Source organism: Mesorhizobium sp. M0074, from assembly GCF_040322975.1.
Taxonomy (GTDB): Bacteria; Pseudomonadota; Alphaproteobacteria; order Rhizobiales; family Rhizobiaceae; genus Mesorhizobium.
In genome coordinates, this window is the sequence record NZ_JAMYUM010000020.1 from 63,821 (window position 1) to 79,170 (window position 15,350).

The 15,350-nt window shown below is 62.6% G+C and carries 17 protein-coding genes and 1 pseudogene; 5 read left to right on the plus strand and 13 right to left on the minus strand.

The window, feature by feature from the left end; all coding sequences use genetic code 11:
- Positions 1-24: 24 nt before the first annotated feature.
- From NKJ73_RS24535 to coxB, 8 genes are all read right to left on the minus strand, one after another.
- Positions 25-780, minus strand: coding sequence for an SURF1 family protein (locus tag NKJ73_RS24535; RefSeq protein WP_352456888.1), 756 nt, complete (start codon positions 778-780; stop codon positions 25-27).
- The gene (locus NKJ73_RS24540) at positions 777-1,163 is read right to left on the minus strand and encodes a DUF983 domain-containing protein (protein WP_031211059.1); all 387 of its coding nucleotides are present in this window, start codon (positions 1,161-1,163) and stop codon (positions 777-779) included. Before NKJ73_RS24540 ends, NKJ73_RS24535 begins: the two co-directional genes overlap by 4 nt.
- An 83-nt stretch (positions 1,164-1,246) precedes the next feature.
- Positions 1,247-2,128 (minus strand): cytochrome c oxidase subunit 3, encoded by an 882-nt coding sequence (locus NKJ73_RS24545; RefSeq protein WP_023674137.1) that lies wholly within the window; start codon positions 2,126-2,128, stop codon positions 1,247-1,249.
- A 1-nt stretch (position 2,129) separates the two neighbouring features.
- Positions 2,130-2,762 (minus strand): cytochrome c oxidase assembly protein, encoded by a 633-nt coding sequence (locus NKJ73_RS24550; protein WP_023674136.1) that lies wholly within the window; start codon positions 2,760-2,762, stop codon positions 2,130-2,132.
- A 7-nt stretch (positions 2,763-2,769) separates the two neighbouring features.
- The gene (locus NKJ73_RS24555; protein ID WP_502905402.1) at positions 2,770-2,937 is read right to left on the minus strand and encodes a cytochrome c oxidase system small membrane protein; all 168 of its coding nucleotides are present in this window, start codon (positions 2,935-2,937) and stop codon (positions 2,770-2,772) included.
- Positions 2,934-3,878 carry a heme o synthase gene (locus tag NKJ73_RS24560; protein WP_352456887.1) on the minus strand — a complete coding sequence of 315 codons (945 nt, stop codon included), beginning with the start codon at positions 3,876-3,878 and terminating at the stop codon, positions 2,934-2,936. The genes NKJ73_RS24555 and NKJ73_RS24560 overlap by 4 nt, the downstream gene beginning before the upstream one ends.
- A 75-nt stretch (positions 3,879-3,953) precedes the next feature.
- Positions 3,954-5,606 (minus strand): cytochrome c oxidase subunit I, encoded by a 1,653-nt coding sequence (ctaD, locus tag NKJ73_RS24565; protein ID WP_031211058.1) that lies wholly within the window; start codon positions 5,604-5,606, stop codon positions 3,954-3,956.
- 38 nt (positions 5,607-5,644) lie between these two features.
- Complete coding sequence (coxB, locus tag NKJ73_RS24570) at positions 5,645-6,523, minus strand: cytochrome c oxidase subunit II (RefSeq protein WP_352456886.1); 879 nt, start codon at positions 6,521-6,523, stop codon at positions 5,645-5,647.
- Positions 6,524-6,894: 371 nt separating this feature from the next.
- Here coxB and NKJ73_RS24575 point away from each other — a divergent pair, with 371 nt between their 5' ends.
- The 4 genes from NKJ73_RS24575 to NKJ73_RS24590 all read left to right on the plus strand — a co-directional run bounded on the left by NKJ73_RS24575 (position 6,895) and on the right by NKJ73_RS24590 (position 9,763).
- Positions 6,895-7,419: an invasion associated locus B family protein gene (locus tag NKJ73_RS24575; protein WP_023674131.1), complete on the plus strand. Its 525-nt coding sequence runs from the start codon at positions 6,895-6,897 to the stop codon at positions 7,417-7,419.
- Between the two features lie 128 nt (positions 7,420-7,547).
- Complete coding sequence (gene tldD, locus NKJ73_RS24580; protein ID WP_352571388.1) at positions 7,548-8,960, plus strand: metalloprotease TldD; 1,413 nt, start codon at positions 7,548-7,550, stop codon at positions 8,958-8,960.
- A gap of 151 nt (positions 8,961-9,111) precedes the next feature.
- Positions 9,112-9,387: an AbrB/MazE/SpoVT family DNA-binding domain-containing protein gene (locus NKJ73_RS24585; protein ID WP_023674129.1), complete on the plus strand. Its 276-nt coding sequence runs from the start codon at positions 9,112-9,114 to the stop codon at positions 9,385-9,387.
- The gene (locus tag NKJ73_RS24590) at positions 9,374-9,763 is read left to right on the plus strand and encodes a type II toxin-antitoxin system VapC family toxin (RefSeq protein WP_023674128.1); all 390 of its coding nucleotides are present in this window, start codon (positions 9,374-9,376) and stop codon (positions 9,761-9,763) included. The genes NKJ73_RS24585 and NKJ73_RS24590 overlap by 14 nt, the downstream gene beginning before the upstream one ends.
- A 54-nt stretch (positions 9,764-9,817) precedes the next feature.
- Here NKJ73_RS24590 and NKJ73_RS24595 read toward each other — a convergent pair.
- The 3 genes and pseudogenes from NKJ73_RS24595 to NKJ73_RS24605 form a co-directional block, all read right to left on the minus strand.
- Positions 9,818-10,188: pseudogene (locus NKJ73_RS24595) on the minus strand (antitoxin Xre/MbcA/ParS toxin-binding domain-containing protein).
- A gap of 75 nt (positions 10,189-10,263) precedes the next feature.
- Positions 10,264-11,505: a class I SAM-dependent RNA methyltransferase gene (locus NKJ73_RS24600; protein ID WP_352571389.1), complete on the minus strand. Its 1,242-nt coding sequence runs from the start codon at positions 11,503-11,505 to the stop codon at positions 10,264-10,266.
- On the minus strand, positions 11,502-12,281 hold the full coding sequence (locus NKJ73_RS24605; RefSeq protein WP_023674124.1) for a TlyA family RNA methyltransferase: 780 nt from the start codon (positions 12,279-12,281) through the stop codon (positions 11,502-11,504). Before NKJ73_RS24605 ends, NKJ73_RS24600 begins: the two co-directional genes overlap by 4 nt.
- A gap of 175 nt (positions 12,282-12,456) precedes the next feature.
- On the opposite strand from NKJ73_RS24605, the gene NKJ73_RS24610 reads away from it, so the two are divergent.
- Positions 12,457-12,858: a GFA family protein gene (locus NKJ73_RS24610; RefSeq protein WP_023674122.1), complete on the plus strand. Its 402-nt coding sequence runs from the start codon at positions 12,457-12,459 to the stop codon at positions 12,856-12,858.
- 68 nt (positions 12,859-12,926) lie between these two features.
- On the opposite strand, the gene NKJ73_RS24615 is transcribed toward NKJ73_RS24610, so the two are convergent.
- Positions 12,927-13,178, minus strand: a complete 252-nt coding sequence (locus tag NKJ73_RS24615; protein ID WP_352571390.1) for a hypothetical protein — start codon at positions 13,176-13,178, stop codon at positions 12,927-12,929.
- A gap of 209 nt (positions 13,179-13,387) precedes the next feature.
- Positions 13,388-15,301 (minus strand): 1-deoxy-D-xylulose-5-phosphate synthase, encoded by a 1,914-nt coding sequence (gene dxs / locus NKJ73_RS24620; RefSeq protein WP_023674120.1) that lies wholly within the window; start codon positions 15,299-15,301, stop codon positions 13,388-13,390.
- Between the last annotated feature and the right edge of the window lie 49 nt (positions 15,302-15,350).

The window sequence follows — 15,350 nt, forward strand, 5'->3', positions numbered from 1 at the left end:
CCCTGTCAAGGGTAGTGGCGGCGATCATTGGTCTTTCGCCGGGCGGCGGAGCCAGGAGATCAGGACGCCGGCAAGGGCGGCGGCAAGGCCGTACCAGGTTATCGCATATTGCAGATGGCTGTTCGGCAGGTCGATGACGGTGACACCGCCAACTGGCAGCCCGCCGGGGTTGGGCGTGGCGTTCGCATCGATGAAGATCGGCACCAGCGCCGCACCTGTCGGCAGGCCAGCGCTCGAGGCCATCGCGTCACGATCTTTCCAGTAGAAGATATTCTTCTGCGGATCATTGTCGGGAAGCATCATCGAGGGCTTGGCCGGCAGCGGGTTGCGGGCGAGCCCCGTCACCGTCACTTTGCCCGTTACCTGCCCCTGCGGCCGCTTGGTCGGGTCCTTGAAATCGTAAGGCACGAAGCCGCGGTTGATCAGCACGAAACGGCCATCGTCGAGCTGAAGCGGCGTGAAGACGTTGAAACCGGACTGGCCTTCCCAGGTGGCGAGGAAATGCCGCTCGTCTTGATGCAGGAAAGTGCCGGTCACTATCACCGGCGTGTAGTCCACGTCTCCGGCGGCAGCAAACCGCTTTTCGAGCTCGGCCAATGGCACAGGCGCCGAATGCGTGCGCTGGTCTATCGTCTGGACAAGGCCCTCTTTCCAGTGCAGGCGCTGAACCTGCCAGGTGCCGAGCGCCAGCAGGATCAAAAACACGACGATACCCAGGCCGAGTGCCAATGCGCGCTTCGGCCGCGACCGGCCGGCCACCGAACCGGATGCCTCGCTCATTCGCCGCGGTCCAGCCGGCCCTCGGCCGCCTTGTTGCGGTATTGCAGCGTCAGCAGCACGCCCTTGATCAGCCGGAGCGCCGCCAGGCAAAGCACCAGCGTCAGCGGAATCCACAGCAGCAGATGCAGCCAGAGCGGCGGATTGAGCGTCACCTCCATCCACAACGCCAGGCCGACGACGATAAAGCCGATGATCAGGATAACGAACACCGCCGGCCCGTCGCCGGCATCGGCGAAGGAATAATCGAGGCCGCAATTGGAGCAGCGATCATCGACCGTGAGGAACCCGGAGAACAGCTTGCCCTCGCCACAGCGGGGGCAGCGGCCATGCAAGCCGGCCGAGATCGGATCGATTGGTGGCCAGATCGCCTTGTCGTCGCTCATGAGGTCCATCCTAGGAGCATTTGCCGCAAAAGATAAGGCGGCCACGTCGCCGCAGCCGCCTTGTCGATTTCCTCAGCTCGATCTCAGTGCGGTTCGATCATCGCGCCGTTCGATGCCCAGACGTAGATCGAGGCAAACAGGAACAGCCACACCACGTCGACGAAGTGCCAATACCAGGCGGCGGCCTCGAAGCCGAAATGCTGCTTGGGCGTGAAGTCGCCCTTCATGGCGCGGATCAGGCAGACCAACAGGAAGATCGTGCCGATGATGACGTGGAAACCATGGAAGCCGGTCGCCATGAAGAAGGTGGCGCCGTAGATCGAATCCCTGAAGCCGAACGGCGCGTGCATGTACTCGTAGGCCTGCACCATGGTGAACAGCATGCCGAGGCCGACGGTCAGCACCAAGCCATTGATCAGGCCCTTGCGGTCGCCGTGGATGAGCGAGTGGTGCGCCCAGGTCACCGTGGTACCTGACAGAAGCAGGATGACGGTGTTGTAGAGCGGCAGATGGAAAGGGTCGAGAACTTCGAGGCCCTTGGGTGGCCAGACGCCGCCGGTGAAGGCGGTACGGGCGTATTGATGGACCTCGCCCGGAAACAGGCTGGCGTCGAAGAAGGCCCAGAACCAGGCGACGAAGAACATCACCTCGGAGGCGATGAACATGATCATGCCGTAGCGCAGATGCAGCGACACGACACGGGTGTGGTGTCCCTCATGCGCTTCCTTGATCGTATCCGACCACCAGGCGAACATCGTGTAGATGACGATCAGCAGGCCGATGAAGAACAGCCATGGATTGGCGACATTGAAACCGAAGATCGGGAAATCGCCGCCCTTGAGGTATTGCATGTAACAGACGCCGCCGAACGCGGTCACCAGCGCCCCGACGGAGCCCAGGAAAGGCCACGGGCTCGGGTCGACAAGGTGGTAGTCATGTTGTGGTTTTGCGTGTGCGTCTGCCATATCAACCCCCGAGGCTTGCTTCGGTATCTGAAATCTTGTTGCGGCGGCCGTCGGCCGGCACCGATGATGCGACCGGCTTGGTCTTGTCGACCGGGAACATCGTGTAGGACAGGGTAATCGTCGTCAGATCCTTCAATTCCGGCGCGTTGACGATGTCGGGATCGACATAGAAGACGACCGGCATGTCCAGTGTCTCGCCCGGCTTCAGCGTCGTGTCGGTGAAGCAGAAACACTCGACCTTGTTGAAGTAAGGTCCGGCCAGTTCCGGCTGCACGTTGAAGGTGGCGCGTCCAGTGATGGGACGGTTGAATTTGTTGGTCGCGCTGAAATGCGCCTCGGCGGTTTCGCCGATCTTGATGGTGATCGAGCGGGCGACCGGCTGGAATTGCCAGGGAACGCCGGCGGTGTTGGCGTCGAAGCGGATGGTGATGTCGCGATCGAGCACCCGATCGGCATATTGCTGGGTCGCCCGTTTGACGGTGCCGCCGTAGCCTGTCGCCTGGCAGAACATCGCATAGAGTGGTACCGCGGCGTAGGCCATGCCGATCATGCCGCCGAAAAACGCGATGCAGACGCCAGCGACGACGCGGTTCGTGTTTTTCTTCGTAGGATCGGTGACTGTTTGCCTGGTCATTGTGAGCTCACATCGAGCCGGGGAAACTGTGACCAAATTTCACGATGCTCGCGACGTAGAATATGACGACCAGCGCCGCCAGCGCGAAACCGATTGCGGCCGAGCGATTGCGGCGGGCCTTCTGCTGACGTTCGGTCAGCGTGACCAGTTCAAGCTTCTTTTCGGCCATGCTCATGCTCCACCAATGGTCAGCGCGCGCGAGACGACACAATCGCCAAGGTAGGCGGCGAAGATGGCGAAGAGATAGAGCAGCGAATAGCCGAACAAGGCCTTGGCCGGCTTCATCGCCCGGTCGTCATCGGCCATTTGCAGCACCTTCCACGCATACCAGACGAAGCCGGCGCCGAGCAGCAATGCAAGGATGCCATAGACCGGCGTGGTGAACCCGAGAACCCAGGGCAGCACGCCAACCGGCGCGAGGACCAGCGCATAGGCAAAGATCTGGCGTCTGGTCGAGGCCTGGCCGGCGACATTCGGCATCATCGGAATGCCTGCCTTCGCATAGTCCTCCGACTTGAACAGCGCGAGCGCCCAGAAATGTGGCGGCGTCCACAGGAAGATGACCAGGAACAGCACCAAGCTTTCGAGGCTGACCGATCCGGTTACCGCCGCCCAGCCGATGACTGGCGGAATGGCACCGGCAGCCCCGCCGATGACGATGTTCTGCGGCGTCCAGCGCTTCAGCCACATCGTATAGATGACGGCATAGAAAAAGATGGTGAAGGCCAGAAGCGATGCTGCCAACCAGTTGACCAGCACGCCGAGCGTCATCACCGACAGAACCGACAGCACCAGCCCGAAACTCAATGCCTCGCCTGGCCGGATGCGGCCGGCCGGCACGGGACGGCCGGCGGTGCGCGTCATCACCGCATCGATATCTGCGTCATACCACATGTTGAGCGCACCGGAGGCGCCGGCGCCGATGGCAATAGCCAGGATCGCGATCACCGCCAGCAGCGGATTGATGGTCACCGGGGCGGCGACCATGCCGACAAACGCGGTGAACACTACCAGCGACATGACGCGCGGCTTCAGCAGGGCGAAGAAATCGCCCGCCGTCGCTTCCGACATGCGGAAGCCCGGCTCGTCAATCAGTCTGTCTTCGGCAAGGGCCATGCGTACTTAAAGTCCATCATTCCGTTGGCCAAAACCGCCGGCCGGCCGGCGGTTCCGTATTAAGGAGGCAACCGCCTACTTGATCTTCGGCAACTGTTCCCACTGGTGGAACGGCGGCGGCGAAGGCAGCTGCCATTCCAGCGTAGTCGCACCCTCGCCCCAAGGATTGGCGCCGGCGACCCGCTTCTTCTGGAACGCCTCGAAGACGCCGAACAGGAAGATGACGACGCCGACAGCCGAGATGTACGAGCCGTAGGACGACACCATATTCCAGCCGGCGAAGGCATCCGGATAGTCGATATAACGACGTGGCATACCGGAGAGACCGAGGAAGTGCTGCGGGAAAAAGACCAGGTTGACGCCGACGAAAGTGACCCAGAAGTGGGTGTTGGCGATCACCGGCGAATACATGTAGCCGGTCATCTTCGGGAACCAGTAGTACCAGCCGGCGAAGATGGCGAAGACCGCGCCCAGCGACAGCACGTAGTGGAAGTGCGCGACCACGAAATAGGTGTCGTGCAGCGGGCGGTCGAGGCCGGCATTGGCCAGCTGCACACCGGTGACGCCGCCAACAGTGAACAGGAAGATGAAGCCGATCGCCCACAGCATCGGGGTCTTGAGCGAAATCGACCCGCCCCACATAGTGGCGATCCACGAGAAGATCTTCACACCCGTCGGCACCGCGATGACCATGGTGGCGAAGACGAAATAGCGCTGGGTGTCGAGCGACAGGCCCGTCGTGTACATGTGGTGGGCCCAGACGATGAAGCCCACCGCGCCGATGGCAACCATCGCATAGGCCATGCCGAGATAGCCAAACACCGGCTTCCTCGAAAAGGTCGAGATGATATGGCTGATGATACCGAAACCCGGCAGGATCAGAATGTAGACCTCCGGATGGCCGAAGAACCAGAACAGGTGCTGGAACAGGATCGGATCGCCGCCGCCGTCCGGGGCGAAGAAGGTGGTGCCGAAATTGCGGTCGGTCAAAAGCATGGTGATGCCGCCGGCCAGCACCGGCAACGACAGCAGCAGCAGGAAGGCGGTAATCAGCACCGACCAGGCGAACAGCGGCATCTTGTGCATGGTCATGCCGGGCGCGCGCATGTTGAAGATGGTGGTGATGAAGTTGATGGCGCCAAGAATCGAGGAGGCGCCGGCGATGTGGATTGACAGAATCGCCAGGTCCATGGCCGGTCCGGGCTGGCCCGATGTCGACAGAGGCGGATAAAGCGTCCAGCCGCCGCCGACGCCGTAGGCGCCGGGCGCACTCGGAACGAAGGCCGAGAAAATCAGCAGGATGAAAGCCGGCGGCAGCAGCCAGAACGAGACGTTGTTCATGCGCGGGAAGGCCATATCCGGCGCGCCGATCATGATCGGCACCATCCAGTTGGCAAAGCCGCCGATCAGCGCCGGCATCACCATGAAGAAGATCATGATCAGCGCATGCGCGGTGGTGAAAGCATTGTACATGCTCTTGCCCCCGTCGATGGCGGCGTCGCCATTCATGCCGTAGACCATCTGCGCCAGGCCAGTGAATATCTGGATGCCCGGCTCCTGCAATTCCATGCGCATGACGACCGACAAGGCGCCACCGATGCAGCCCGCCATGATCGCGAAGATCAGATAAAGCGTACCGATGTCCTTGTGGTTGGTCGAATACACCCACCGGACCCAGCCATGATACGGCTTGTGGTCGTGGTCGTCGTGAGCTGCAGCGTGCGCCATGGTCGGCTCCGTTCCCTGAATCTTTTCTGGTCGCGGCATCAATTGCCGGCGGCCGCTACCTTGTTCGTGCCATCGACCTCGGCCATCAGCGCCTTGTTGGCGCCGGGAAGGTCGGTTTTGGCTGCCGCCAGCCAGGTCTTGTATTGTGCATCGGAGACGACGCGAATGGCGATCGGCATGAAGGCGTGGTCCTTGCCGCAGAGTTCCGAGCACTGGCCGTAATAGAGGCCTTCCTTGTCGGCCTTGAACCAGACCTCGTTGATGCGGCCCGGCACCGCGTCGGTCTTGATGCCGAAGGACGGCATGGCAAAGGCGTGAATGACGTCGGTCGCCGTCACCAGCACGCGGGTCATGGTGCTGACCGGCACCACCATCTCATTGTCGACGGCGAGCAGGCGCGGATACTCGGCGCGATCTTCCTTGCCGGCAGCAGCCCTGTCGGCATCCTGAAGGATCGCGGAATTAAAGGAAAGCGTGTTGTCGACCTGGTATTCGTAGTCCCAGTTCCACTGATTGCCGGTCGCCTTGACGGTCAGCTTGGCTTCTTCCGGCGGCGTGTATTGCGCGGTCAGCAGCTGGAACGAGGGAATGGCGAGACAGAGCAGGATGACCACGGGACCGACAGTCCAGATGACCTCGATCAGCGTGTTGTGGCTGGTGCGCGACGGCGTCGGGTTGACGCTCGCCCGGAACCGCAAAATGCAGTAGGCGATCAGGAAAAGCACCAAGGCGGTGATCACAATGATGAACGCGAAAGAGTAGTTCCCGAACCACTCGATCTGCCGCATAATGTCGGTTGCCGGAGGCTGAAAACTGGTTTCCCAAGGTTGGGGCTGGGCTGCATGAGCGGATGCAGCGGCAAACAACGTGGCGGCGGCACTAGCTACGATTTTGGCGGTTGCCAGGAATTTTCTCATCGCCCTCGTCATCTCCCAGTTCCTCGCGATCGGACCGCAAGAATGTCGAACAATGCCGGGACGGGAATCCCGGACAATTCAAGGCTGGTTCAAACCATACTCTATTTGCCTCCGCAAGAAAGGAGCGCCGGAACCCGTGCGGCATTTTTGCGCGCAAGCGCGGCTGTGGCTTCGTGCGGTGACTGCTTGCCGCGAATCACCGGAGCGGCATCCGGGTAGAATGAGCCGCGCGGCGTGCGGAGCCGTCGCAATTAGGGCGAAATTGGCACTGAAAAGCGCATTGTCGCCTGTGTCGGGGCAGATCGCTGGGGTCTCGTCCTTTACTTGGGTTTAGTGCGGCTTAAAGTGCCGTGATTCGCAATGGAGCCGTCATGAACCCTTGGCTTTCGAGAACCTTGGCGAAGGTCATCTTTGTTGCCGCCGCAATAGCCTTGTCCGGCGCCGGCCTGGCCAATGCCGCGCAGCCAAGCGGCACGGTGAAGTCAACGCATGGGGCGTGGTCGATCATCTGCGATACGCCCGCCGGTGCTACATCCGAACAATGCGTGATGATGCAGAACGTCGTCGCCGAGGACCGTCCGGAAATGGGTCTTTCCGTTGTCGTGCTGCGCACAGCCGACAACAAGGCCGAAATCCTGCGTGTGCTGGCGCCGCTCGGCGTCCTGTTGCCCAACGGCCTCGGCCTCAATGTCGACGGCAAGGATATCGGCCGCGCCTATTTCGTGCGCTGTTTCCAGGACGGCTGCTATGCCGAGGTCATCCTGGAAAAGCCGCTGCTCGACACGCTGAAGACCGGTACGTCCGCCACCTTCATCGTCTTCCAGACGCCGGAAGAGGGCATCGGCATTCCCGTCGACCTCAAGGGTTTCGCCGACGGCTTCGCCGCCCTGCCTTGAGACTGGGTCTTGTAGCATGATCCAGTGATGTTGACCGGCCGAGGTCACGGCAAATCTCATTTCAGATTGTCTGTGCGGGCCTTCGCGCCTACATCGTGGGAAACAATCCTCCTGCGAATGGACCTGCCATGAACAGCCTGATCGGCCAATTTGACATTTCCGACGATCGCATCAAGCAAATCGTTGCCGAGACTATTAACGGCGCCGACGACGGCGAACTGTTTCTCGAATATAGCGAAAGCGAATCGCTGATGTTCGACAATGGCAAGCTGAAGACCGCGAATTTCAACACCGACCAGGGTTTCGGCCTGCGCGCCGTCGCCGGCGAAGCCAGCGGCTACGCCCATTCCAGCGATCTCTCCGCAGCCTCGCTGCTGCGCGCCGCCGATGCCGTTTCGACGGTGAAGAGCGGCTATTCCGGTACGCTTGCCGCAGCGCCTGCCCGCACCAACCGCCATCTCTACGGCGACGGAAACCCTATCCCCTCGCCTTCCTTCGAGGCCAAGGCCAAGCTGCTTCAGGAAATCGATGCATGGCTGCGGGCCGAGGATCCGCGCGTCAGGCAGGTGACGGCGTCGCTCGCCGCCTCCTGGCAGCATGTCGAGATCGTGCGCGCCGACGGCCAGATGGTGCGCGACATCCGTCCGCTGGTCAGGATCAACGTGTCGGTGGTGGTCGGCGACGGCGACCGCCAGGAGAGCGGCTCCTACGGCATGGGAGGCCGCAAGGATTTTGGTGAATTCCTGATCGAGGACAGCTGGCGGCACGCGGCCAAGGAGGCATTGCGGCAAGCGCTGGTCAATCTCGAAGCGGTTCCAGCACCTGCCGGCACTTTCGACATCGTGCTGTCGAGCGGCTGGCCGGGCGTCATGTTGCACGAGGCGGTCGGCCACGGGCTGGAGGGCGATTTCAACCGCAAGAAGACGTCGGCCTTTGCCGGCCTGCTTGGCCAGCAGGTGGCAGCGAAAGGCGTCACCGTCGTTGACGACGGCACCATGCCCGAGCGGCGTGGCTCGCTTACCGTCGATGATGAGGGCACGCCATCGGCCCATAACGTGCTGATCGACGATGGCAAGCTGGTCGGCTACATGCAGGATCGTCAGAACGCCCGGCTAATGGGCATGAAAGCCACCGGCAACGGGCGACGCCAAGGTTATGCGCACGAACCGATGCCGCGCATGACCAACACCTACATGACAGCAGGCGACATGGAGCCGGACGAGATCATCGCCTCGGTCAAGAACGGCATCTATGCCGTGTCGTTCGGTGGCGGCCAGGTAGACATCACTTCGGGCAAGTTCGTGTTCGGCTGCACCGAAGCCTACATGATCGAGAACGGCAAGGTGACGCAACCGATCAAGGGCGCCATGCTGATCGGCAACGGGCCGGATGCCATGCATCGTGTGGCGATGATCGGCAACGACATGAAGCTCGACACCGGCATCGGCATGTGCGGCAAGGCCGGACAGGGCGTGCCGGTCGGCGTCGGCCAGCCGCATCTCAGGATGAACCAGATGACAGTCGGCGGCACCAGGGTTTGATGGAGTTGACGCCGAATTATCGCCGCTCCGGAACAACCAATCCCCGCCGCCCACTGCCTTGTCATCGCTTTAAGTAGGAGTAGCTTGCGCCTTGAATTTGCCGAGAGCTTCGACTATCTTACATTCGTCTTACACCTAAGGACGTGCCGAGATGGCTGCCGCAGAGAAGCTCGTAACTACGGTCTCGACCAAGGGACAGGTCATCCTGCCCAGCGCGATCCGGAAACGGAGGGAATGGCATGCCGGCACACGCCTTCTGGTCGAGGATACCCCGGAGGGCGTGCTACTGAAGCCTGCGCCAGTCTTCGCCGAGACGCGGCCAGAGGACGTGTTTGGATCGCTGCGCTATAGCGGCAGGCCGAAGACGTTGGAAGAAATGGACGCGGGCGTGCTCGCCGAAGCGCGGCGGCGCCATGCTCGCAATTGATACCAACCTGATCGTCCGCTACCTGACGGGCGATCACCCGTCGCAGTCTTCCCGCGCCCGGGCGCTGATCGATAGCCAGCCGGTCTTTGTCGCCGTCACGGTGATGCTGGAAGTCGAATGGGTGTTGCGCAGCGCCTACGGTTTTGCGCCGCTTGAAATCGCCCGTACGCTACGGGTGTTTAGCGGGCTTCCCACGGTAGAGGTGGAAGACGGGGCGGTCGTGTCGTCCGCGCTCGACCTCTCGGAACAGGGGTTGGATTTCGCTGACGCGCTGCATCTGGGCAAGTCCGCTCACTGCGCTGGCTTCGCGACTTTTGACCGCAAGTTCGTCAGGGCCGCGAAGGCGGCCGGATACGAACGCGTGCAAGAAGCATAGCAGCTCACAGCGGCCCAGCGCGGCACAAAAGCGCGCCACAGGGTCAGCCTGGTTTCAGGCATAGATGCCGGAGCGGACTGCCTCCAGATAGGCAAGCACCTTGTCCGTCTTGCCTTCGCGAACCAGATCGTAGGCGGTCTTTCCGGCCCAACCGGGGATCGGCTGATGCTTGAACCAGATCGCCGCACGATGTTCATCACCGGCCATCTCGCCGGCCGTCGCCAGGATACGGACGATGGGACTCAATGCGGCGTCGACCTTGCGCGCACCGGACTTGGCGGCAAGCGTGTTGCGCGCGAGACCGGTCAGCCCCGCCAGTTCTGTCATATTAACCCCTAGCAGTTCAGCGACCCGCCTTGGCGAGAGAAACGCGCCCGCTCCTCGCCGAAGCGCCATGCCGAAATTTCGAAGGCTGCGGTGCTCATGGCAATTCCCTAGCACAGTCTGAACGACGTGCGTTCAAAATGTGCTTTTTTGGTGCGCGTTTCAGGCCCTGGCTGCTAGCGCCTTCGTCTCGGCTTCTCCAACAGCGCCACGACCTCGACATGCGGCGACCACAGGAACTGGTCGATCGGCGTCACGCTCTTCAGGGCGTAGCCGCCGTCCATGAGGATGCGTAGGTCCCGCGCCAGCGTTACCGGATTGCAAGACACCGCGGCGACGAGCGGCACGTCGGAGCGCGCGATCTGCTTCGACTGGTCCTCGGCGCCGGCGCGAGGCGGGTCGAAGACAACGCCGTCAAAGGCATTCAACTCCTTGAATGTCAGCGGCCTCCGGAACAGGTCGCGACGTTCGCCGGTCACCCGCTTCAGGCCGCTGGCGAAACGGAATGCCCGGTCGAGCGCCGCGAGTGCTGCCGCATCGCCTTCCACCGCATGAACCTCCGATCTTGCGGCTAGGCGCAGCGCGAAGCTGCCGCAGCCGGCGAAGAGATCGGCGACCTTTTTGGCGCGCGCGAAATGCTGGACGACAATGTTGGCCATCGCCTGTTCGGCAGCCTCGGTCGCCTGCAGGAAAGCGCCCGGAGGCACTGCGACGGCGACGCCACCAAACAGGACGACCGGTTTGTTTGGTTCGATAATGACCTCGCCGTCGACCGACAGCCTGGCTAGCCGCTCGGCGATGACGAAGTTGGAAGCGACGCGGCGCTGGTTCTCGCCGAGCTTGCCGGAATCGTGAACCGCGACATCGAGGCCGGAACCGGTCACCGTCACCGTCATGTGGAACGATTTGGTCGTGGTGCAGATCAGTCCGGCAAGCATCCTCAAACGGTCGAGCGCAGCGACGATCTGCGGCGCCGAGATCGGGCATTCCTCGATCGAGATGATCTCGGATGACAGCGCGCGAACGAAGCCGAACTGCATTCCCGCCTCGCTCCGCCGGGCGGTGAAGACGACACGGCGGCGTGTGTGCGGCGCGCACGGCACCAGCGCCCCGACATCGCAAGCGATGCCCTTGCTCTTCAGCGCATGCACGACCTTTTCGCGCTTCCACCGGTGATAGGCTTCAGTCTCGAGATGCTGGACGGCGCAGCCGCCGCACGCGCCGAAATGCCGGCACGGCGGATCGACCCGCAACGGCGAAGCCTCAAGGACCGACATCAAGGTGGCGCGATCTTTCTCCCGCGCGGCGGTGACGACCTCTCCCGACAGCGCGAACGGAATGAAAACCTCGCCGGTTTCCGTCTCGGCGATGCCGTCGCCCTGCGAGCCCAACCTTGCGATCGTGAAACGGGTGCTCATCGCCTCTGGGTCTCGACGTCCTTGATGCCGCCGAGCAGGAACTCGCGGTTGCCGTCGCCGCCCTCTATCGGTGACAGATGAAGCCCCAGCGAGCGCCAGCCGGGAATGGCATCGAGCCAGTCCTGCATCAGGCCGGCAATGCGCGCCGCATCATAGGGGTCCTTCAGCAGGCCGCCCTTGCCGATCGCCTCGCGGCCGGCCTCGAATTGCGGCTTGACCAGAAACACAGCTTTTGCGCCATTCCTGGCCAAGGCAAGCGCCGGCGGCAGCGCCAGTTTCAGCGATATGAAGCTGACATCCGAGACGATGAAATCCGGCACACGGCCGCCGAGATCGGCGGCCGATAGTTCGCGCGCATTCAGGCCTTCAATTACCGTCACGCGCGGATCGCCGGCAATGTCGGAGTGCATCTGGCCGTGCCCGACATCGATCGCCGTGACATGCGCCGCGCCGCGTTCGAGCAGCACCTGCGTAAAGCCGCCGGTCGAGGCGCCGACATCGAGCGCTTCGTTGCCGGTGGGGTCGAGGGCGAAATGGTCGAGACCAGCCTTCAGCTTCAGTGCAGCGCGCGACACGTAACCTTGCGCCGGATCGTCAACGACGATGTTGCACTCAGGCAGAACGGCCTGGCCCGGCTTGAGGGCGACGATGCCATCGACCGTCACGGTGCCGCGCTCGACCGCGTCGCGGGCACGCGAGCGGCTGGCAAACAGGCCGCGCTGGACGAGCAATTCGTCGAGCCGCTGGCGTATGCTGGCTGGCGGAAGGGAAGTCATCGGCCTTCATGGCGAAAGCCAACGATGATGGCAAGGAATTTGGCGATCAGACAAGGCATAGTTGGAAAGGCGGTGAGCGCATCAAGCCGCTGCGCTGTTTGTCGAGCCTCGCACGAGACCCGACGCAATGCTAAGAAAGAGATGCCGTTTAGCCGTCGAAACGTGGAGGAGGAACATGCTGACGGGAACCTGCCACTGCGGCGCAGCCCACTGGACCCTGGAGGGCGATCCCGGTTCGATCACTGCCTGCAATTGCACACTTTGCCGTCGCTACGGCACGCTCTGGGCTTACGACTATGTCGACGAACGCATCCGCCTTGCCGGGCCCGTAAGCGCCTATCGGCGCGTCGGAAAGGCTCATCCTTCGCTTGAGATTCTCTTCTGCCCAACCTGCGCTTGCGTCCTGGCCTGGCGCGGTTTGCATCCCGAGGCGGCTGGGCGCTACCGCATCGCCGTCAATGTGAGGCTTGCGCCGCCCGAGGCCGTCGCCGATCTCCCGATCGACCATTTCGAGGGTCTCGATACATTCGAGGATTTGCCGAGAGATGGTCGCTGTGTGCGGGACATGTGGTTCTAGTTTCTAGAGTCTCTTCGGGATCATGCTTTAGAATATGGTCCGCGAAACCCGCCGTTCGACGGCCGGCGTCAGACCGTCGCTGCTGTCGCCGGACACCTGTGTGCGCGCCGGTCAGCGGAACTGGACGCCTTCGGCAAGGTATCGGGCACGACGACGAATTGCGGCGCCTGCTTGTAGGAGAAGCCGCCACGGATTTCGCCGATCTTGCCGGCGACGACGCCCATCACCGCCTCTTCGAGTTTGCGGTCGTAGCGCGTTTCGGCTGTAGCCGACAAGACGAAGATGGCCGCAAGCGCGATGCCGCCCAAAAGCGATCTCATTGGTCTGCTTTCCCCTGCCTGTTGCCTTCTAGCAGGGCAGCGTTGAAGAACGGCCAAAGGACACGGTAAGCAAATCGCCAAACGGCAGCGTAAACAGCATGTTACGATTGTTCGCCGGTAATTTGATTCAAGCGTTTGAGATATTGATTCAGACTAGCATCTTGCAGCCAAGTTGAATCGCGTCGGCGTCGCGGGAATGCGTCTAAAAGCTAGGCGCGCTGGGCCTGCGCGGTATGCCCCAGCGCCACGAACACGGTGCGCACGATGCCGGCGCTGTCCAGCCCGGCATCGGCATACATCTTTTCCGGCTTGGCATGGTCGACAAATGTATCGGGCAGCACCAGCGGGCGCACCTTCAGGCCGCTCTCCAGCAGCCCTTCATGGGCCAGGAACTGCAGCACATGGCTGGCGAAGCCGCCGACCGCGCCCTCTTCCACCGTCACCAGTATCTCGTGTGAACGGGCCAGCCGCCGGATCAGGTCCTCGTCGAGCGGCTTGGCAAAACGGGCATCGGCGACCGTGGTCGAAAGCCCGGCCGCGCCAAGCTCCTCGGCCGCGGCCAGGCAATCCTGCAGCCTGGTGCCGAAGGAAAGCAGCGCAACCTTGGTGCCTTCCCTGACGATCCGGCCCTTGCCGATCTCCAATACCGAGCCGCGTTGCGGCATCTCGACACCAACGCCGTTACCGCGCGGGTAGCGGAAGGCGATCGGGCCGTCATCGTAGCTTGCGGCGGTGCGTACCATGTGGCGCAGCTCGGCCTCATCGGCCGCGGCCATGACGACGAAACCGGGCAGCGTCGCCAGGAAGGTCGTGTCGAAGGCGCCGCAATGGGTGGCACCATCGGCGCCGACGAAGCCGGCGCGATCGATCGGAAAGCGCACCGGCAATTTCTGGATCGCCACGTCGTGGACGACCTGGTCGTAGGCGCGCTGCAGGAAGGTCGAGTAGATCGCCGCGAAAGGCTTGAAGCCTTCCGTGGCAAGGCCGGCGGCGAAGGTCACCGCATGTTGCTCGGCGATGCCGACATCGAAGGTCCTCGCCGGAAACGCTTCGCCGAACAGATCAAGCCCGGTGCCGTTCGGCATGGCGGCGGTGATGGCGACGATGCGGTCGTCCTCTCGGGCCTCCTGGATCAGGCTTTCGGCAAACACCTTGGTGTAGCTCGGCGCATTGGCGGGCGCCTTGGCCTGGGCGCCGGTGATGACGTCGAATTTGTTGACGCCATGATATTTGTCGGCCGCCGCCTCGGCCGGGGCGTAGCCCTTGCCCTTCTGGGTCACGACATGGATCAGCACCGGGCCGTCGGCATTGTCGCGGACGTTCTTCAGCACCGGGATCAGGTGCTCGAGGTTGTGACCGTCGATCGGGCCGATGTGGTAGAACCCCATTTCCTCGAACAACGTGCCGCCGGTGACGTAACCGCGCGCATGCTCGACCGCTCGCTTGATGGCGCGATCGGCGCGCTCGCCGAGATACGACGTCAGCTTCTTGCCGAAATCGCGCAAGCCCAGATAGGTCTTGCCCGACGCCAGACGGGCCAGATAGGCGCTCATTGCGCCGGTCGGCGGAGCGATCGACATATCGTTGTCGTTCAAGATGACGATCAGCCGGGCATCGAGTGCGCCGGCATTGTTCATCGCCTCATAGGCCATGCCGGCCGACATGGCGCCGTCGCCGATGACGGCAATGACATTGTTGCGGCCATCGGACAGATCGCGCGCCATCGCCATGCCGAGGCCGGCTGAAATCGAGGTTGAGGAGTGGGCTGCGCCGAACGGATCGTATTCGCTCTCGACGCGACGCGTGAAGCCGGACAGGCCGCCCTCCTGCCGCAGCGTGCGGATGCGGTCGCGGCGGCCGGTCAGGATCTTGTGCGGATAAGCCTGGTGGCCGACGTCCCAGATCAGCCGGTCGTCCGGCGTGTTGAAGACGTAGTGCAGCGCGACGGTCAGTTCGACGACGCCAAGGCCGGCGCCGAGGTGGCCGCCGGTGTGGGAAACGACGTCGATCAGTTCGGCGCGAAGCTCTGACGCCAGCTGCGGCAGGTCGCCTTCGGCAAGCGTGCGCAAATCGGCTGGGACGCGGACCTTGTCGAGAAGCGGCGTATCGGGCTTTGCGTTCACTGTTTGCGAGCCTGGTCAGATTTTCTGTTCATCGTGAAATATGCCGCTG